The organism is Paenibacillus sp. F024 (assembly GCF_057814255.1).
On the sequence record NZ_JBVASZ010000022.1, the window covers coordinates 13,271 to 32,924 of the forward strand.

At 48.6% G+C, this 19,654-nt stretch carries 17 protein-coding genes; 13 read left to right on the top strand and 4 right to left on the bottom strand.

Annotation, left to right across the window (positions count from 1 at the left end; translation table 11 throughout):
* The first annotated feature begins 78 nt into the window (after positions 1 to 78).
* The 8 genes from ACZYR9_RS19625 (at position 79) to ACZYR9_RS19660 (ending at position 10,173) form a co-directional block, all read left to right on the top strand.
* Positions 79 to 1,446 carry an FAD-dependent oxidoreductase gene (locus ACZYR9_RS19625; protein ID WP_488980157.1) on the top strand — a complete coding sequence of 456 codons (1,368 nt, stop codon included), beginning with the start codon at positions 79 to 81 and terminating at the stop codon, positions 1,444 to 1,446.
* 165 nt (positions 1,447 to 1,611) lie between these two features.
* Positions 1,612 to 2,613 (top strand): LacI family DNA-binding transcriptional regulator, encoded by a 1,002-nt coding sequence (locus ACZYR9_RS19630; RefSeq protein WP_488980158.1) that lies wholly within the window; start codon positions 1,612 to 1,614, stop codon positions 2,611 to 2,613.
* A 56-nt stretch (positions 2,614 to 2,669) separates the two neighbouring features.
* Positions 2,670 to 3,974 carry a histidinol dehydrogenase gene (gene hisD, locus ACZYR9_RS19635; RefSeq protein WP_488980159.1) on the top strand — a complete coding sequence of 435 codons (1,305 nt, stop codon included), beginning with the start codon at positions 2,670 to 2,672 and terminating at the stop codon, positions 3,972 to 3,974.
* 65 nt (positions 3,975 to 4,039) lie between these two features.
* Complete coding sequence (locus ACZYR9_RS19640) at positions 4,040 to 5,308, top strand: nickel pincer cofactor-dependent isomerase, group 22 (RefSeq protein ID WP_488980160.1); 1,269 nt, start codon at positions 4,040 to 4,042, stop codon at positions 5,306 to 5,308.
* 237 nt (positions 5,309 to 5,545) lie between these two features.
* Entirely contained in the window at positions 5,546 to 6,295 is a 750-nt protein-coding gene (locus ACZYR9_RS19645) for an IclR family transcriptional regulator (protein WP_488980161.1), read from the top strand.
* A gap of 183 nt (positions 6,296 to 6,478) precedes the next feature.
* The gene (locus tag ACZYR9_RS19650; RefSeq protein WP_488980162.1) at positions 6,479 to 7,243 is read left to right on the top strand and encodes a fumarylacetoacetate hydrolase family protein; all 765 of its coding nucleotides are present in this window, start codon (positions 6,479 to 6,481) and stop codon (positions 7,241 to 7,243) included.
* Between the two features lie 24 nt (positions 7,244 to 7,267).
* On the top strand, positions 7,268 to 9,451 hold the full coding sequence (locus tag ACZYR9_RS19655) for a malate synthase G (protein ID WP_488980163.1): 2,184 nt from the start codon (positions 7,268 to 7,270) through the stop codon (positions 9,449 to 9,451).
* A gap of 206 nt (positions 9,452 to 9,657) precedes the next feature.
* Positions 9,658 to 10,173 (top strand): type 1 glutamine amidotransferase domain-containing protein, encoded by a 516-nt coding sequence (locus tag ACZYR9_RS19660; protein WP_488980164.1) that lies wholly within the window; start codon positions 9,658 to 9,660, stop codon positions 10,171 to 10,173.
* A 189-nt stretch (positions 10,174 to 10,362) separates the two neighbouring features.
* Here ACZYR9_RS19660 and ACZYR9_RS19665 read toward each other — a convergent pair whose 3' ends face one another.
* Positions 10,363 to 11,271 carry a LysR family transcriptional regulator gene (locus ACZYR9_RS19665; protein WP_488980165.1) on the bottom strand — a complete coding sequence of 303 codons (909 nt, stop codon included), beginning with the start codon at positions 11,269 to 11,271 and terminating at the stop codon, positions 10,363 to 10,365.
* 108 nt (positions 11,272 to 11,379) lie between these two features.
* On the opposite strand from ACZYR9_RS19665, the gene aroC reads away from it, so the two are divergent.
* Positions 11,380 to 12,435, top strand: coding sequence for a chorismate synthase (aroC, locus tag ACZYR9_RS19670; RefSeq protein ID WP_488980166.1), 1,056 nt, complete (start codon positions 11,380 to 11,382; stop codon positions 12,433 to 12,435).
* A 64-nt stretch (positions 12,436 to 12,499) separates the two neighbouring features.
* Here the strand turns inward: aroC and ACZYR9_RS19675 are convergent, their stop codons facing one another.
* Positions 12,500 to 13,690 (bottom strand): benzoate/H(+) symporter BenE family transporter, encoded by a 1,191-nt coding sequence (locus ACZYR9_RS19675; protein ID WP_488980167.1) that lies wholly within the window; start codon positions 13,688 to 13,690, stop codon positions 12,500 to 12,502.
* 216 nt (positions 13,691 to 13,906) lie between these two features.
* On the opposite strand from ACZYR9_RS19675, the gene ACZYR9_RS19680 reads away from it, so the two are divergent.
* The gene (locus tag ACZYR9_RS19680; protein ID WP_488980168.1) at positions 13,907 to 14,719 is read left to right on the top strand and encodes an undecaprenyl-diphosphate phosphatase; all 813 of its coding nucleotides are present in this window, start codon (positions 13,907 to 13,909) and stop codon (positions 14,717 to 14,719) included.
* A 290-nt stretch (positions 14,720 to 15,009) separates the two neighbouring features.
* Positions 15,010 to 15,933 carry a DMT family transporter gene (locus ACZYR9_RS19685; protein WP_488980169.1) on the top strand — a complete coding sequence of 308 codons (924 nt, stop codon included), beginning with the start codon at positions 15,010 to 15,012 and terminating at the stop codon, positions 15,931 to 15,933.
* A gap of 61 nt (positions 15,934 to 15,994) precedes the next feature.
* Here the strand turns inward: ACZYR9_RS19685 and ACZYR9_RS19690 are convergent, their stop codons facing one another.
* Positions 15,995 to 16,783, bottom strand: coding sequence for a formate/nitrite transporter family protein (locus tag ACZYR9_RS19690; protein WP_488980170.1), 789 nt, complete (start codon positions 16,781 to 16,783; stop codon positions 15,995 to 15,997).
* A gap of 599 nt (positions 16,784 to 17,382) precedes the next feature.
* Between ACZYR9_RS19690 and ACZYR9_RS19695 the strand changes: the two genes are divergently transcribed.
* Positions 17,383 to 18,240, top strand: a complete 858-nt coding sequence (locus tag ACZYR9_RS19695; RefSeq protein ID WP_488980171.1) for an ATP-binding protein — start codon at positions 17,383 to 17,385, stop codon at positions 18,238 to 18,240.
* A 55-nt stretch (positions 18,241 to 18,295) separates the two neighbouring features.
* Here the strand turns inward: ACZYR9_RS19695 and ACZYR9_RS19700 are convergent, their stop codons facing one another.
* On the bottom strand, positions 18,296 to 18,481 hold the full coding sequence (locus tag ACZYR9_RS19700) for a small acid-soluble spore protein H (protein ID WP_488980172.1): 186 nt from the start codon (positions 18,479 to 18,481) through the stop codon (positions 18,296 to 18,298).
* A gap of 220 nt (positions 18,482 to 18,701) precedes the next feature.
* Between ACZYR9_RS19700 and ACZYR9_RS19705 the strand changes: the two genes are divergently transcribed.
* Positions 18,702 to 19,625 carry an AEC family transporter gene (locus ACZYR9_RS19705; RefSeq protein WP_488980173.1) on the top strand — a complete coding sequence of 308 codons (924 nt, stop codon included), beginning with the start codon at positions 18,702 to 18,704 and terminating at the stop codon, positions 19,623 to 19,625.
* Positions 19,626 to 19,654 lie beyond the last annotated feature (29 nt).

A 19,654-nucleotide genomic window follows, 5' to 3' on the forward strand; every position in this document is an offset into this window, starting at 1 on the left:
AAAAGCCGGGTCTTTCGCCCTTTGAATGAATACGTATTCATATCTATATAAACAAAATTCGATAAGGAGTGTTCAGAAATGGAATTATTCGGTAAATATGATGTGGTTGTTGTCGGCGCCGGAGTCACAGGGATTGTCGCCTCCATTAAGGCAGCGCGTCAAGGCGTAAAAACGCTGCTGGTAGAAGGCAGCGGAGTTTTAGGGGGGCTCGTAACGGGAGGCCGACTGACGAAACCTACGGGGTTGATTGAAGGCGGTGTTTTTAAAGAGCTTCTTAACCGTGCTGCGGCATATAAAGGGGCGGACGATCAAGTCCGAAGCTCCTATTGGGGGAAATATACGGGAGTATTCGATGCTGAGGTCATGCAGCGTGTGATCATAGAAACAATCGAGGAGGCCGGTGTTGAGGTTCTCCTTCATGCGGCGGTTACGGACGTCGTGCGTGAAGGGAACAAGGTGAAGGGAATTCATATTCGCACCAAATCGGGAAATCAGCTGATCCTGGCTGACGTAGTGATTGATTCCTCCGGAGACGGAGATGTGGCGGAGCTGGCAGGGGCTGAATTTATGCTCGGCCGGCCGCAGGACGGACTTACCCAGCCGATTACCTCTTATTTTAGAGTACTGAACGTAGATATTCCTGCCGTAGCCCAGGACTTTAAAGAAAACATGGATGATATGTGGGAGCTGGTCGTTCCGGAAAAAGAGGGGGCAACCAACGAAGACTATGCCTTGGTCTTTTTTGCCACCGGCTTAACGAAACGAATCGAAAAAGCCATAGAAGACGGCTTCAACTGGATTGTTCCCAAGGACCATATGACCCTTAAAGGTGCGCTTATTCCGGGTGAATTAAGCATCAACGTGACCCGGGTGCATGGCAACGGATTAGACGCGCGTGACCTGACTCGGGCCGAAATCGAAATCCGCAAACAGGCATACAGTGTGTTTGATTTCTTGAAAAAATACGTACGGGGCTTCGACAACGCGATTTTCCTTGAAGTGGCTCCTAAATTGGGCATAAGAGAAACGCGCAGAATCGTTGGCGACTATATTTTGACGGAACATGATGTAAGAAATGAAGCGCGGTTCGAAGATGCGATCGGTCTTTGCAACAGCCCGGTTGACGTTCATGAGCCTGGTGGTGTTAGGGCGATTATGGATAACGTCGGAAGAGGGTATGGCATCCCGTTCCGCTGCCTTGTTCCGAAAGGCATTGAGGGGCTGATCGTTGCCGGCCGCTGCATTTCGGTAGACGAGATCGCCTTTGGCTCCACACGAAATGTTCCTGCTTGCACACTGACAGGAGAGGCGGCGGCTATAGCGGCGGCGTATGCAGCCAAAAACGGTGTCCTGCCGCGCGAAGTTCCGGTGGAAGAAATTCAACGCGAAATATCCCGGAATCATATTCCGTTGGGAACTCCGGAGCAAATCCCGAATCACAGTTAATATAAGCTTCTTGTATGTAAACCGCTCATTCCAACGAGCGGTTTTTCATAAGAAGCGAGCAGTCGGAACCTGTCGAAATGAATAGACAATTCGATGGACAAGAGATATACTTTCAAGTATTAATACGTATTCATTTCTGATCGGCAGGGGGAAGATGAAAGGCTAATGGTATCATCAAAAGACGTTGCAAAGGTTGCTGGTGTTTCCCAATCTACCGTTTCACGTGTACTCAATAATCCTGAAAGCGTTAAACCGGAAACACGCGATGCCGTTATGCGTGCAATGGCGGAATTGAATTATCAGCCGAACCTGATCGCACGCAGTCTTGTCACCAACAGCACAAGAACGATCGCATTGATCACGGGAACCCTCTATAACGGTTTCTATGTCGAGACGACCACCTCGATTGTCCATTTGGCCACCAACCGAGGGTATAAGACGATGGTTTATTTTGAAGAGGCGATGACCTTGGGCGATGTGATGAATTCGATTAGAGGCAACACGGTAGATGGCATTTTGATGTCATCCATTAGGCTGGACGACCCCATATTTGAGGAGATGGAGAGGTCCGGAGTTCCTTATATGCTGTTTAACCGACGTCCCCGAAACGGGGGGAATTATGTCGTTCTGGATAATGAAGCGGCGGGGCAAATGATTACCCGTCATATCCTTGATTTGGGTCACAAAAAAGTGGCCTATATTTCTGGGGATATCAATGTTTCGACACATTATGAGCGGAAAATCGGGTTCGAAAAGGTCATGGACGAGGCGGGGATTCCGGTTGAGCCGCGGATGGTCCATATCATTGACACGAAACCGTTGGAGGTCGAAAAGGCTACGCTTAAGCTCATGCACATGAATGATAGGCCAACAGCAATCATATGCGGATCGACTGCGATTGCGTTTTCCTGTATGGACGCCATATTATCCATGGGGCTGCGGATCCCCGAGGATATAAGCCTGGCAGGCATGGACCACATCAGTATGGCTGCTCATCATGCCATTCAATTAACGACAGTGGGTAATCTTCGATTTGCTATGGGTGAAATTGCAGCCGAAAACCTGATTGAAATGATCGAACAAAAGGGAATGCCGAAGCAGCCGATCCAGATTGTGCTTCAGCCGGAACTGAATATACGTAAAACGACAGGCAGACCGCCCAAGTGAATAATATAATATAGGAAGTGAAACCATCCACTTCCATAATAATGGAGGCGCAGACCGTGGCGAAATATTTGAAAACCGGTAAAAGCAAAGAAGAGCAGATCAAGGCTCAAGCCCAAGTCGTTGAGACGGTGCAAAAAATCATTGATGAAGTTGCGGTCAACGGTGACGCGGCGGTTCGGGAGCTATCTTTGAAATTGGATCAATGGTCTCCGGCCAGCTTTCGCTTATCCGAGTCGGATATCGGGGAAATCATGAAAAAGGTTCCGGAGCAAACCATACATGATATTACCTTCGCTCAGACTCAAATCCGCCGGTTTGCCGAGGAGCAGCTGGCTTCCATGAAAGACATTGAAGTGGAAACGATTCCAGGAGTGATCTTAGGCCATAAGAATATTCCCGTCAACAGTGCGGGCTGTTATGTCCCGGGCGGCCGTTATCCTTTGGTTGCATCGGCACATATGAGTATTTTGACGGCCAAGGTTGCCGGAGTCCAACGTGTTATTGCTTGCACTCCTCCAATCAACGGCGAAATTCCTGCGGACACGGTGGCCGCCATGGTGTTGGCCGGTGCAGATGAAATCTACATTATCGGAGGGGTTCAGGCCATGGCGGCCATGGCGCTGGGGACGGAAACCATAGCTCCTGTCGATATGCTGGTTGGTCCCGGGAATGCTTATGTGGCGGAAGCCAAAAGACAGCTTTTTGGACATGTCGGAATAGACCTGCTGGCCGGACCGACGGAAATCTTAGTGATAGCGGATGAGACAGCCGATGCGGAAATGGTGGCATGCGACATCCTGGGTCAAGCGGAACACGGTCCTACTTCTCCGGGAGCTGTTATCACCACATCGGAAACACTGGCCAAGGAAACGCTTAAGGAAATTGAAAGGCAATTAGCCGTCCTTCCAACGGCGGATGTTGCACGAGTCGCTTGGGAGGATCATGGAATCATTATTCTGGTGGAAAATGAAGAAGAAGCCCTGCATGAGGCGGATAAATTAGCCTATGAGCATGTGGAGGTTCTCACCAATAACCCGGATTATTTTTTGAAAAATATGACGAATTACGGTGCACTTTTTCTTGGGCCGGAGACAAATGTGGCCTATGGTGATAAAGTAATAGGTACCAATCATACACTTCCCACCAAAGCGGCGGCACGCTACACCGGAGGACTTTGGGTAGGGAAATTTTTGAAGACCTGCACTTATCAAAAATGTACCCCGGAAGCCAGTGTATACATTGGAGAATATGCCGCCCGGCTGTGTCATTTAGAAAACTTTATGGGACATAAAGAACAGGCGCTTTTACGGGTGCGTCGCTATCAGCAAGCGGTTAGCAAGGAAGAAACCGGCGTAATGTAAAAGAAGCCGTCCGTAAAGCTTCAAATGCTGGAGCCGATGCGGCCGGGTTTGGGAGGAATCATACGATGCCATTGCCAAAGCTTGTGAAGATTAAACAAACCTTCGAAGGTCCGGAGATTGCAGACATTGAGGCGGAAGTCAAAAAACAGCTGGATTTGATCCGTTTATCCGATCGGGTTGAACCGGGAATGAAAGTGGCGATTACCGCCGGAAGCCGGGGGATCGCCAACATTGCGCTGATGATTCGGACGATCGTAAGGGAATTGAGAAGCTTGGGGGCCCAGCCGCGCATTGTTCCGACAATGGGCAGTCATGGCGGAGCTACCGCAGAAGGACAAGTTGAGGTTCTCCACAGCCTGGGGATTACGGAAGAGTATTGTGAAGCTCCAATTTTGTCCTCGATGGAGGTCGCCCGAATCGGAGAGACCCCCGGAGGGATGCCGGTTCATGCCGACCGGAATATCTTGGCCAGCGATGGAGTCATCCTGTTGGGCCGGATCAAAGTTCATACGGATTTCAAGTCCTCCCGGTGGATGGAGAGCGGTCTCATGAAAATGGCGGCTATTGGAATAGGCAAACATAAGCAGGCGCTGCTACTGCATACTCAGGGGATTCATGGCATTCGCGACATCATGCCTGAGGTCGGTCAGGTCGTGCTGGATCAAGTCAATGTATGGTTTGGCATCGGCGTCGTTGAGAACGCCTTCGACCAGACGGCTATCATCGAAGCCATTCCGACCGATCGGATTGCAGTACGGGAAAGCGAGCTGCTGAAGATTTCCAAAGGTCTGATGCCTAAGCTGCCTGTAGAGGATATCGATGTATTGGTTGTCGACGAGATAGGAAAAAACTACAGCGGCACAGGAATGGACACCAATATCATCGGCCGCATCCGAATTTTGGGGGAGCAGGAACCTTCGAGCCCGCGGATTAAATACATTATCGCCAGCGACCTAAGCGAGCCCTCTCACGGAAATGCGCTCGGAATCGGTCTTGCCGACCTTACTACGCGCCGTCTTTTCCATAAAATCGATCTGAAGGCCATGAATGAAAATGTGATCACAAGCTCCTTTTTGCATCGGGCGATGATTCCGATTGTGCTTGATAATGACAGGGAAGCACTGGCTGCAGCGTTAAGATCGACTTGGGGAGTCAATCCTCTTCAAGCGAGGATCGTCCGGGTGCCGAACACGCTTCATTTAAAATATGCTTATGTATCCGAGAGCCTGCTGCCGGAAATCAGTGAACTGCCGCACATCGAGGTGATCAGTGGGCCTCAAGAGATGGCGTTTGACGATGAGGGGTATTTCCCAAAGGATGATTTTGATCATTAAATCATTTGCCGGATATTTCGTATAAAGACTTAAAATCATCGCTGTATGTGAGGGAATGTTCAAGAAAACCCGCCCGCATACGGCGATTTTTTGTTTTGAGGCCGCAGGATTTGATGGGAAAGAATCAAGGTACAAGTGAAGCCGCTTCATTGACTGTCGTGAGAAGCCGTGTTAGGCTTAAAGTAATGATTAGTCAAAATATCGAATGACGTTTATTATACTGAAGGAAGTGAACCCATGGAGCAAAAATATGCCGTACCGGCTCTGGATCGGGCGCATGCGGTGCTGACGCTGCTGACCGAGGAGCCTAATAAATGGAAGCTTTCGGATCTGTCCAAGCATTTGGGCATCAGCAAGAGTACGCTGTACTCTCTTCTTCTGACGATGGAACGCCTGCATTGGATCCATCGGGACCGCAATGAAACGTATGCTCTCGGAAGTGCCGTGGGCGATTTCGGGAGCGCTTATTTCCGACAGTACGACCTTGTGGAGGAATTCCGGCGAACCGCCGAGCCGGTGATGCGCAAGCTTCAAGAATCCGTGCAGCTGGCCCGTTTGGATGGCGGCGATGTTTTGTATCTGGCCAAAATAGAAGCACCGTCGCCGGTACAGATGGTATCCGGGCCGGGTGTCCGTTTTCCGGCCCATGCCACAGGACTTGGCAAAGCCTTGATGATGGATATGGACGATGACCAGGTGCGCCGAATATTTCCGCAGGAAACGCTGCATAAGGTTACGGTGCATACGATTGGATCCCGGGAGGCCTTCCTGCAGGAGCTGGAAACGGTCCGGCGCAGCGGTTACGCTATGGACATTCAGGAAGGCGTAATGGGGTTTTGCTGTGTGGCCGCGTCGGTTCGCCGTCGAAGCGGGGAGATTGTTGCTGCGATCAGCTGTTCCATGCCCATCCATCATTGGGAGGGAAAAAGGGAAGAGGCGATGCGTGAAATTCGCGCCTTGGCAGAGCGCTTGTCAACAAGCATGTGAGGATTCCAATAGACCGATGCCGCTCCCCTCGTTCCGCCCCTTTTCCGGGGATGGGAACGGGGATGATTGCGGTTTATTTTTTAGCCAGAATATCATTGACATAAATCTAAAACTGTGGGAAGATATGGTCAAGGCAAAATACAGAACACTGTTCAAAATAATGAACAAGAAAGGCGGATGCTGATGAAGCTGGTTCGATTTACCTTACCCGACGAAACGGAGATTCGAAAAGGAATAATTGAAAACGATTGCGTACGTGAATATACGGGTGATACGTTCACGAGCAGGACGCTTACAGGGAACACTTTTCCGTTGAGTGATATACGGTTGAAAGCCCCGCTTATGCCCGGCCATATCATCGGCATCGGCAAAAATTTTGTAGGAGACGGGGCAGAAAAGCCGCCCGTTCCGGATATGCCGATCCTGTTCTTCAAGCCTTTGACCACGGTGGTCGGTCCCGAAGATCCGGTGGTGCTGCCGCAAGGAACGGAGAAGATCAAGTTCGAAGCGGAGCTTGCGGTCGTGATCGGGAAAGAGGCGAAGAACATAACCCCCGAGCAGGCCGACGAAGTGATCTTCGGATATACGGTGGCCAACGATTTCGGCGCCGTCAATTATTTTCATCCGGAGGGACACTGGACGATCGGCAAATCCTTCGATACGTTCTGTCCGCTCGGACCGGTCATTGAAACGGAATTCGATTATCGCTCTGCCCGCATTCAAGCGGAAGTGAACGGTATTGTCAAACAGAACGGCCCGATGGAGCGCATCATCATGCCGATCGATAGAATGCTTGCCTATATCAGCAGCTTTATGACCTTAAGGCCCGGAGATGTGATCCTGACGGGAACTCCGGATGGAGCGGACATGGTCGGTGACGGCGATGTCGTGGATTGTAAAATTGAAGGGGTAGGCAGTTTGAGGAATCAAGTGAGAACTCATCAATAAAATGGATAGTAAAGGAGAATGATCATGGAACAATATGTGAAAGTAGGAAATCTGCAGGTTGCTCCGGTTCTTTATCACTTTATAAATTCCGAAGTTCTACCCGGCAGCGGGGTGGACCAAGAACGGTTTTGGTCCGGTTTTGAAGCCTTGATAACGGACTTGTCACCCAAAAACAAGGCTTTATTGAACAAACGTGATGAAATCCAACAGTTAATCAACGAATGGCATAAGGCTCATAAAGCAGGGTTTGATTTTGAAAAATATAAAGCATTTCTTCAAGAAATCGGGTATCTGGAAGCGGAAGCGGAAGATTTTCAGATTACCACGCAGAAGGTCGACAATGAAATTGCCCGTCAGGCAGGCCCTCAGCTAGTTGTGCCGGTCAATAATGCCCGCTATGCGCTGAATGCCGCAAATGCACGCTGGGGCAGCTTGTATGACGCTTTGTACGGAACGGATGCGATAGATGATGAAGGAGGAGCTCAGCGTACAGCGGATTACAACCCGGTTCGCGGAGAGAAGGTCATTGCGTACGCCAGGGATTTTCTCGATCAGGCGGCGCCTTTGGCAGAATCTTCCCATCGGGAAGCTATTAAGTATTCGATCGTTGACGGGCGGTTGACCGTTACGCTTGGCAATGGAGAGACAACCGGACTCAAGGACGCTTCCAAGCTTGCGGGGTATCAGGGAGCTGCTGAAGATCCTTCAGCCGTTCTGCTGCAAAATAACGGGCTTCATTTTGAAATTCAAATCGATCGCAATCATTCGATTGGCCAAAACGATCAGGCCGGCGTGAAGGATATTCTTATGGAAGCGGCGATAACGACCATCATGGATTGTGAGGATTCGGTTACCGCTGTAGATGCGGAGGACAAGGTACTGGTGTACGGCAACTGGTTAGGGCTGATGAAAGGGAGCTTGTCAGCCACCTTCCCGAAGGGGAATACATCCATTACACGGAAGCTTAACCCCGACCGGTCTTACACGTCTCCTGCCGGAGAGGAATTTACCCTGCACGGGCGATCCCTGTTGTTTGTACGTAACGTGGGCCACTTGATGACCATTGACGCCATTCTGGATCATCAAGGACAGGAAATTCCGGAAGGCATTTTGGATGCAGTGGTAACGGGTCTTATCGGCAAGCATGATCTGTTAAGGAACAGCCCGTATCAAAATTCACTCCAAGGCTCGATCTATATTGTTAAACCGAAAATGCATGGATCCGAAGAAGTTGCTTTTGCCAACGAGCTCTTTAATCGCGTGGAGGATTTGCTTGGTCTGGAACGCCATACGATGAAAATCGGGGTGATGGATGAGGAACGCCGTACCTCTCTAAACCTGAAAGCTTGTATCCGTCAAGTGAAGGACCGCGTTGTGTTTATCAATACCGGATTCCTGGACCGCACGGGTGACGAAATGCACACCTCGATGGAAGCGGGACCCATGATCCGGAAAAACGCGATGAAATCGTCACGCTGGCTGCAAAGCTATGAGCAGTCGAATGTGAGCATCGGATTGGCTTGCGGATTGCAGGGCCGTGCCCAGATTGGCAAAGGAATGTGGGCTATGCCGGACCTGATGAAGGAAATGCTGAAGCAAAAAATCGGCCAGCTGCAGGCCGGCTGCAATACGGCCTGGGTGCCTTCGCCCACAGCGGCAACCCTGCATGCCCTTCATTACCATCAAGTGAATGTAAAGGATGTTCAAAATCAACTGAAAGAAACAGTTCATAATTACCGTGATGATATATTGGACATTCCGGTAGCCGAAAATCCTCAATGGAGCCCTGAAGAAATTCAACAGGAGCTGGACAACAATGCGCAGGGGATTTTGGGCTATGTGGTTCGCTGGGTAGAGCAGGGGATCGGCTGCTCCAAGGTGCCGGATATCAATAACGTGGGACTGATGGAGGATCGCGCCACCCTGCGCATTTCCAGCCAGCACATGGCCAACTGGCTGCACCACGGAATTTGTACGGAGGAACAGATCGTAGAGACCATGCAGCGTATGGCTAAAGTAGTGGACGAGCAGAATGCCGGAGATCCCGCATACCGTCCTATGGCCGCCAACTTCGAACAATCCGTGGCCTATCAAGCTGCCTGCGAGCTGGTGTTCAAAGGCTATGACCAGCCTAGCGGCTATACGGAGCCGATTCTGCACCGCCGCCGCAAAGAGTTTAAAGCCAAGGCTGCTGTGCAGAACGCATAATTTGCCTTAGGGTAAAAAAATATTGATGGGTAAACCTAATCCCGATCGTTCATGTTACGAACGATCGGGATTTGTTGTTTGTATCGGTGGGGGCGAATCTATGTTCATACGATGCTTGTTAGATCCATGTTTAATATAAGTAGCGGATGGTTAAAGTATGATTGGGCATGTCACCTAGCCGAAATAATCGAAAGGAGCTGATCATCATGGCAAAGGTAGCCTTTTTGCTGGGGCCGCAATTTGAGGACAGCGAGATGCAAAAGCCGTATGAAGCCGTTCGTGAGGCTGGACACGAAGCCGTTATCATCGGTCTGAAATCCGGTGAACAATTGGAAGGAAAGAAGAAGCAGGTATCTTACAAGACCGAAATGGCTATTAAAGATACCGATCCGGGCAGCTTTGATGCGGTTGTAATTCCGGGAGGCTCTTCACCGGAGGCACTTCGGATGGATTCGGATATTCAGTCGTTTGTCCAGCAGATGGACAAGCAAGGTAAGCCGATCGCGGCAATCTGTCATGGGCCGCAAATTCTGATTAGCGCGGGACTGACCCAGAATCGAACGCTGACCTCCTATCCGCCTCTTCAGGATGACTTGAAAAATGCGGGAGCGACGTTCAAGAATGAAGAGGTTGTGGTGGACCGCAATTTCATCACCTCGCGTACACCTAAGGATGAGCCTGCCTTTATCCGAGAGACGCTGAAAGCGTTGGAAAGCCGCTGATTCGTTGGCATGTAAACCTCGCATATGTAATCAGCACAAAAAACGCTTATCCTCTAAACGTTTGTTTAGGCGATAGGCGTTTTTTTGTCCAGCGCAATATCATCACCGGGTGATGGATTACATAATGTATCATGACATCTTGGCCCTGGACCGCAAAGCGGAGATCGCTTGGATGCGGCTTCTCTTTCTTTAGGCTTCCTGCAATGAAGCCGTCAATAGTTCCATAAACCGGGCGGCGATGAGTGACGGAGAGGTATCGCGTCGCGCGGCGATCCCGACGGTACGCGGCGGGATCGGCTCGACCGGCTTTAAATCGAACAGTGTGCCTGCATCCACTTCTTTGCGGACAAAAGAACGGGTGACGAAAGCGGCGCCGTAGCCGCGTTGGGCCAGCTCGACCAGCATTTCCATGCTGTTGAGTTCTATGTCTGCCTCTACCTTAAAGCCTTGTTCCTGCAGCCACTGCTCCACGAATTGTCTGGTGCTGCTTTCCGAAGACAACAGGAGAAGCGGGATTTTCGCTATTTGCCCGGTTGAAACCGGATGCTCAGCCAGCATACGGTAGGCATTCCCTACGACAAAGCAGTCCTGGATGTCCAGCAGCGGTTTCACATCCAGGTCGGGATCATCCATCGGAAGGTGAACCAGCCCCAGTTCAATCTGCCCATCCTTTAATCTTCTTCCGATATCGGCGGTTTTGCCCTGGGAAAGACGAATACGGACTCCGGGATAATCGGCACGGAACCGATCAAGTGAAGGCAGCAGCAGATGCTTGATAAATGGTCCGCTTGCCCCTATGCGCAGCTCGCCGGCCGTAAGGCGCTTTAGGGACTGAATCCGTTTCTCCCCGGCGTCAAGCAGAGCAAAAGACTGCTCTACATATTCGAACAGAGCACGGCCTTCAGATGTTAAATTTACCCCTTTAGAGAGTCGATCGAAAAGCTTGATCCCGAGTATCTCCTCCAATTGCTTGATCGCATAACTAACCGTAGGCTGGGTAATATGAAGCTCTTGTGCGGCTTTGGTCAAATTGCCAAGCTTGGCGGTATACAAAAATATGCGATACCACTCCATCGTTATCGTTTTGATATAGAACACCTCTATGACATGATGTTGAATTTATGATTTCATTTATTTCATGAGTGAAATTATAATGAAATCTATCGAGAGTGTCAAAAGGATGGAAACGATCAGGAGGTAAAAGCGATGGCAGGAAGCTCGTTTGGTGAATTTCTGAAAATCACCACATTTGGAGAATCTCATGGAGAGTCGATCGGGGTTATTATAGACGGGGTTACGCCCGGAGTGGAAATCGATGAGCAGTATATCCAGGTTCAAATGGATAGAAGAAAGCCGGGGCAGTCCTCGGTGACGACTCCCCGCAAAGAATATGATAAAGTATATATTCAATCCGGGGTTTATGAAGGCAAGACAACCGGAACCCCGCTTTTTATCACGTTATACAATAAAGACATGAGGCCCGAGGCTTATAGCGATATTCAGCATTCCTTCCGGCCGGGACATGCCGATTTTACGTATTTAAAAAAATACGGCATCCGGGATCATCGGGGAAGCGGCAGAGCATCGGGCAGGGAAACGGCCGGCAGAGTGGCCGCGGGCGCCGTGGCGCGCAAGCTGCTTGAGTCAAGGGGCGTTAGCGTTGTAGCCTACACGAAAGCCATCGGCGGGATCGAATGCGCCACCTTTATTGAGGAACAAATCGAGCGCAATGCGGTCAGAGCCTGCGACCCGGAAGCGGCGGTTAAAATGATTGAGAAGATTGAAGCTTTGGCGGCGGTCGGGGACAGCTGCGGCGGCATTGTGGAATGCAGAATTCGAGGCGTCATCCCCGGATTGGGAGAGCCGGTGTTTGACAAAATCGATGCGGATCTTGCCAAGGCCCTGCTATCTATAGGCGCAGTGAAGGGGATCGAATTCGGAGCCGGATTTGAGGCCGCCGGCATGTTGGGCAGCGAGCACAACGATCAGATGAACGCGTCCGGTTTCTTAAGCAACCACTCAGGCGGCATTCTCGGAGGAATCAGCACGGGCGAAGAGATCGTCTTCAGGATCGCTGTAAAGCCGACTTCATCGATATCCGTTCCCCAGCAAACCATTCGCACCAACGGAGAAGAACAAGTCATTGTAACCAAGGGAAGACATGACCCGTGCATCTGCCCAAGAATTGTACCGGTCGTCGAAGCTATGGCCTGCCTCGTCATCGAAGACCATTTTAAACGTCATGCGGCTTTGCATCACTAAAATTACAGCTGCCAAACAAAAAAAGGGATGTCCCTCAGCCGCTTTCATGGCTTTGGGGCAGCCCTTATTTTCCTTCCAGTGACCTATTCACTGGTTTTTTCGCATCCCTAAAATAAATGCCCTCGCCTAATATTTTTGCCGAAAACACTCCGAACACAAGTGACCACACCGGGGCGGCAATTCCCAAAAAAGATACGTTCGATACGGCGATCGCAAACGCAAATACGGTGGAGTAACGATAGGAGGACTCCGAAAAAGCGGCTTGCAGGCTGTTCATGAGTACGCCTAGTAGGGTGAAGCCAGCGACAATAGTTATAAAAGAAGGCGGAAGCGCCTCAATTAAAGCAACGGCTCCCCAGGCCAAAAGACCAAACAAGAGCACAAGCACTGAAGAAACGACTGCCCCCCAATAACGTTGATGTTTGGGACCGGCCTCGTCTTGACTACATATGGCGCTCATCATCCCTCCAACGACGGCGGCATGCCCTCCGACAAAGCCGACAAAGCCGGAAGCTAATCCGGTAAAGACCAGGATCCGGTTGGCGGGCGGCTCGAAGCCGTTTTTTCTTAATGCGGCGAGAGCCACGGCAATATCATTGCTTAAGATAAGGACGGCAACCGGAATCGTAATCGAGATAAACGCATTCACGCTAAAGTCGGGCATCACAAGTTGAGGCCATATGAATGCCGCATCTCCCATCGGTGTATATGAGCCGCTAATCCAAAGTCCGATAACAGCGAATACCAATACACCGATAACCGGCGGGATCTTTTTGGATATTTTGGGCATGACCAAAAATCCTAACAAAGCAAAGCCTCCGATCATCGGAGCTTCCTTGAGAGCGGGCACCATTTTTACGATGTAGGTCAAGACCAACCCCGCTAGCATAGCCTCTAGCATCGGCTTTGGAATGTAACGAAGCCATTTTTCAAATAGCCCGGTAAAACCGATGATGGCAATCATGATTCCGGCCATGATGTAGCTGCCTGCCAGCTCGGACATGGAAAATCCGGCAACCGCCGAGCTGAGGAAAGCGGCCGCTGTGATCGAATGGGCTCCTGCGGTAGGAATTTTGTACGTCAGAGACAGCACGAGATTCAATAATCCCCCCAAAACATAAACGGCGAAGATCCAAGAAATGAGCACGGGCCTGCTGAAGCCTGCGGCGTTCGCCGCATCGATTACTAGAATAACCGGGCCGGTGCAGGCTAAAAGAGCGGTTATGATACCGCTGATAATATTTTGCGAATTCAAGTAAGGCACCTCCGGCATAAACTACGTTCTATTATAATCCTATTGAGCCCAATTTGCATTTATTTGTCAATAAAGGTCGGTGAAAGATCCGGGCATTAGATTATGCCGCTAATAACGGTCTGGCCTGTCTGAATGGACTCCGATAGGAGTTTTTTCTATAATGTTATTAATGTTAATTCATACATAGATAATAGAATAGAACTGAGGGATAACCCATTGGTAGATTTTTTACTCATCATTAAATATGGACTGTTGGGCCTGCTGCAGGGTATCACGGAGCCGATTCCCATATCCTCCAGCGGTCATTTATTGATTGCGCAGCATCTGTTCGGCTTGAAAATTGAAGGTTTGAGTTTTGCGGTCTTTGTTAATTTTGCATCGCTGCTTGCGATTTTGGTTATTTACAAAGAAGATATGCGCAGACTGGCGGTAAACGGATGGAGATATCTTAAGGACCGCAGTCCGGATGCCAAGGCTGACTTTATGTTCATTATGTATTTAATCCTCGCAACCATTCCGGCAGGTGTCCTGGGTGTATTGTTGGGTGATTACATATCGGAGCTGCTGGAAGGCGTGAAGGTTATTGGCGCCACACTTCTGATAACCGGTGTTGCTTTGTGGCTGATCCGTAATCTGAGAGGACGGAAGCAGGATGCGGATTTGACCTGGAAGGACGCATTGATCGTCGGATTGGCACAAGCCGTAGCATTGATTCCGGGCATTAGTCGTTCGGGAGCCACGATCGTTGCCGCGATGGGCATTGGCATGAAACAGGAGACCGCATTGCGCTTTTCATTTTTCCTATATATCCCGGTCAGCATAGGAAGTATGGTGTTGGAGGGAGGGGAGCTGTTGTCCGATCCTCAGTTTAACCAGTTGATTGTGGCTTATATTGTAGCGTTTGTGGTGACATTTATTGCTTCTTATTACTCGTTAAGATGGTTTATGGGCATTATGGCTCGAGGGAATTTGAAGATGTTTTCTATCTATTGCTTCATTGCAGGTACTGCCGTGCTTATATTTCTCTAATGTTTCGGTTAAAAACAGCAGACCAGCGAGGTTTCATCGCCGGTCTGCTGCTTTTATTAAGGCTTCATCCGCCTTATTTGTATCCGTTGATTAACCGATTTTAATTTTATCCATATCGTGTATACAAATAAGTAATATGCCGAATCGGCGAGATAATGGCGGCTCATGAACAAATCTTAAGGTTATATCCTTTTTCTGAGACGTATTCTTTATTCGACAGGACTTGAAGAACAGGAGTATGATCATGGGTGACGGTTCATTTATTGTAAGGTGAGGAGACGAAGCGGTTCATGATTCGATCATATCTACTCCTGCTTTTTTGCGTTACATGCTGGGGAAGCAATTTTGTCATCGGTTCCATATTGGTGAATGAATTTCCCCCTTTGCTTCTTGCGGCACTACGTTTGACCATGACGTCTGTATTTCTCATCACGTACGCCTGGAGCGCAAAAAAACTGAAGTACCTGAATCCGCGGGATTACTTGCTGCTCATTCCGTTGGGCTTTTTCGGCACGCTGCTCAATCAAGCAGCTTTTTTTACTGGGCTTGAAACGGTCAATGCTACAACGGCATCTCTAATTTTATCTCTTGCTCCGGTGACGACGGCATTGCTGGCTTCCGTGTTTTTGAAAGAAATCATTACGGGGCGTATGATCTTGGGGTCTATGGTTGCGATTCTGGGTATTTTTTTTGTAGTGGGTAAATCCGACGGGCTGAATATTTCGATAGGCATCATCTATATCCTGGTGGCTATGCTTACTTTTGCCGTCTCCATCATCCTGATGCGTAAATTGACAGAGCGGATCGACCCATTTGTTGCTACCGTATATTCAACAGTGATCGGTTCGAGTATGGTGATCCCGGTGGCGGTAATCAAGGAGCCCCTAAACCACGTCAGCCCTCATCTGTGGGCTTGGGCACTGCTCGTGGTGACGGCTATTGTGATGCAGGGCTTGTGCGGTTTAATTTGGAACATGCAGCTAAAGCGAGTGGGAGCGGGCAAAGCGTCCATCTTTTTGAATTTGCAGCCCTTTGTGGCGATGATCGTCGGTTTTATACTTTTGGGGACGCCGGTGACTGCGATACAAATCTTTGGATCGATCTTCATTGTTGGGGGTGTGGTGCTGGCCACCGCCTATAAAAAAGGTAAGGCGGAAAGGATGAACCATCCGATGTCTACGCCTGCATCCGCTTCTCTCCCCAAAAGCTCATAATTACCCCTAGATAAACTTAAGCATAGTCAAAGAGCCGTTGTGCAGCTTGACTATGCTTATTTTATTGCCGGGGCTTTGTATGGGTGGTTCGAATATAGGCTGCCCAGTACAGGCCGGAAACAAAAATCGTTCCGCCAACGGCATTTCCGAGGAATACAGGAATGAAATTCATTAGCCAATCTCCCCAACTGGCGTATCCTTCAAAAATCGCTGCTGGAATAATAAACATATTGGCTACGACGTGCTGAAAGCCCGAAGCTACAAAAGCCATGATCGGAAACCAGATGGCCAGAATTTTTCCGGCGATATCGTCGGCGGTATAAGAAAGCCATACAGCCAATCCGACCAGCCAGTTGCAGCCGATGCCTGAGATCAGCGCTTGGATGAAGGGTTCGTGGAATTTAGCTTCAGCTATGGCCACCGTTTTGGCCAAAAATGCTCCCTCCGCCGTCAATCCGACGACATGTCCAAAAAAATAGGCTACAAAAACCGCCCCGACAAAATTGCTGATGCTAATCCAAAACCAGTTTTTCAAAAGATCGGCTGTCGATATTTTCCCGGCCAGCATGGCCATGGTCCCGGACATCATGTTACCGGTCAGCAGCTCTCCGCCGCCAATAATAATAAGAATCAGCCCCAACGGAAAAACCGTCGCTCCCAAAAAAACGGCAAAGCTTCCCCATTCCTTAGGAACATTACCGCTTACGCGGATATCCAGCAAGAAACCTAAAGCAATAAACGCGCCCGCTAAAAATCCTAGAGTGAGTACCGTTGAAAGAGGTAAATTCACTTTTCTCTGGCCCGCTTCAACGCTTAATTCGGCGACCCGCTGCGGAGTATTGAAAGCCATCTTGGTGCCTCCCATTAAGTTTATTACTACTACTTTCTCCAAATGTGGAATGAATATGTAGTGTTAAGCCGGATGGGGTGGGGCGCACTCACTTCAAAATATTAATCTAACCTGGCTTTAACATTTCTTAAATATGTTTATGATATACTGTGAACCGTTGTTGAATGGCAAATGATGGTCTAGGGTGGGGTTTGTACGTGATTGGTCTTTTGCATTTTTTGTTTGTCTTATTTCCTATTTTCACTTACCAGTTTATTTTCCTGGATAAGTTTTACGTTGGCGACTTTAGAGTAAGGCAGTATGCAATGGGATTTCTCGGAGGCGTTTCCGGAATATTGTGTATGACGTACCCCTTGTATATTTCCGATGGATTTTTTTTAGATATGCGTTGGATTTTGTTTATAATTGTCATTTTATATACGGGATTACGAGGATATGCAATTACTGTTTTAATGATCATGGTCTATCGCTTTTATTTAGGAGGCGATGGATTTTTTAATGCGCTCATTGTGATTTTTTTAATGTCTGCTGCAGTGTTTTTCTTTAGAAGGAGATATCTGATTTCGAATCGGCACCAAAAAATAATATGGGGCGCGGGGTTGAGCCTGTATGCCTATATGCTTGTGATCGGCCTGATTTATTTTAGTCTGAATCGACTAGGCCTAAAGGAAGAGCTTCATGATTTTTACAGCTGGGAGCTGCTTTTAGGGACGGCCTTGTTCTCAACGCTGACGATGGTTATCGCCATTTATTTGACGGAATCGGTATATGAAAATTTTGTATTAAGGGGAGAAGTGCAAAACGCTGAAAAATTAAGTTTAATCAGCGAAATGGCCGCTTCCATCGCCCATGAGGTTCGCAACCCGCTGACCGTGGTTAAGGGATTCCTTCAATTATCCAAGCCATCGGTTGATCCAAAGGTTCAAGGGTATTTAAGCTTGGCACTGGCGGAGCTCCAAAGAGCTGAAGGTATCATTAACGACTATTTGAATTTCGCCAAGCCTCATCGGGATAAGCTGGAGGTCTTTGAAGTAACGGCAACGCTGCAAAATGTCCTGAATATCATGTATTCGTTCGGATTAATGTATGCCGTGGAATTAAAGGAACAGAGTGAACCGAATCTTTGGATTCGGGGTGAGAAGGACAAATTCAAACAAGCTCTTTTGAATATTGTGAAGAATGCGATCGAGGCCATGCCGGAGGGCGGAGAAGTCCGGGTTAAGACATTTAGCCGGGCTAATATGGCTGTTATCGTCGTTTGTGACGAGGGAGAAGGAATGAGCAGAGACAAGCTGGAGCGTCTTGGTAATCCCTTTTATTCGACGAAGGAGAAGGGAACAGGATTGGGCGTGGTGGTTACGCGCCGCTTGATCGAAACGATGGGAGGGACCATCAATTTCTACAGCGAATTGGGAAAAGGGACTACGGTACAAATCAACCTGCCTTTGGCGCAATAAACACAGGGAAGAAGCCGGCGGACAATCCGAAGGCTTCTTTTCCCTTCAAGAGGTTTTATTCTTCGTGCTCTATTAAAAGGTCTAAAGGCACATGTTGTTCGTTTTCAGGCTGGTCGAGAGGATAAATTCTGGCCGTTTCATTCTGCTCGTCTACATGCTGTATATAAATGGGAACCCCCTGATAGGTGACATTAGCCATTACAGGCGACGCTGCAATCTCACTGGCTCGAAATTTGTTCATAACCTTAACCTCCATTCGTTTGTTTAATGAATATAATGTGTTCTATAGATGAAATGTTTATTCTTCTAGGTTTTGCAGCCGCCTGTCTTCAATCGTAGATAGCTTCATAAATTACTTAATAGGATGCGGCTATTAGGTTTATTGAATATTAATCTTAGACGAATGGTTTTTATTGGGATTATATTGAGAAGAAATTGAACTTATAGAGAGGAATCCCGGCATGTTTCAGACGGTTATATCCACCTTGTTTCAAGTCATTGTGCCGCTTTCGATCCCTGTCATTGTGGGAGCGCTGCTTGGACGCTACAGAAATTTGGACACGAAGCCTTTATTGACTCTGTATTTATATTTTTTAAGTCCAGCCCTGATTTTAGACACATTGAACCGTGCTGATCTTTCTTTTGACGACATATACAAGACACTGGCTTTTTGCATTCTCTATCTGCTGCTGATGTGGACGGTTGCCAATGGCTTAGGCAAAATGTTGAAATGGTCTTCTCCTGAAATTGCGGGGCTAACTTTGGTTTCCACATTAACGAATGCCGTGAATTACGGTCTTCCGCTTGTATTGCTGGCCTTTGGAGCGCTAGGTTTGGAAAAAGCATCGATTTACGTCATTATTCAAATGATCATCGTGAATACCATAGGTGTTTATTTTGCTGCCCGTTCCCGGTTTTCTGCGAAAAATGCGGTAAAATCCGTATTTTCGCTCCCTTCCATTTATGCAGCGATTTTGGCTGTCCTGCTCCGGATGCTGGACATCCATTTGCCGGCTGGAATTGAAAAAGGAGTATCGCTGGTCGCTGCCGCTTATTCTCCGGTGGTCTTGGTTATCTTAGGGGCTCAAATGGTAAGCGTGAAAAGCACTGAGCTGGATCGCAGGCTGGAGACTGCGTTCAGGGTGGGGATGGTCGTACGATTGTGTGCGGCTCCGCTTATGGCCTGCATTGCTTTGTATGTCCTGAATATTGAAGGGATCTTATTTTCCGTTTTGTTTCTTCTGGCTTCGATGCCCGTCGCCGTCAATGCGGTCATTTTGGCGGAGAGATTTAACGCATCACCCAAGTTTGTTTCGAAGTGTATTTTATGGACGACCCTTGCCTCCTTTATAGTTCTGCCTATTCTTATTGCACTTGTAAAATAAACTTGCATTTTTATCTCTATGTATATGAT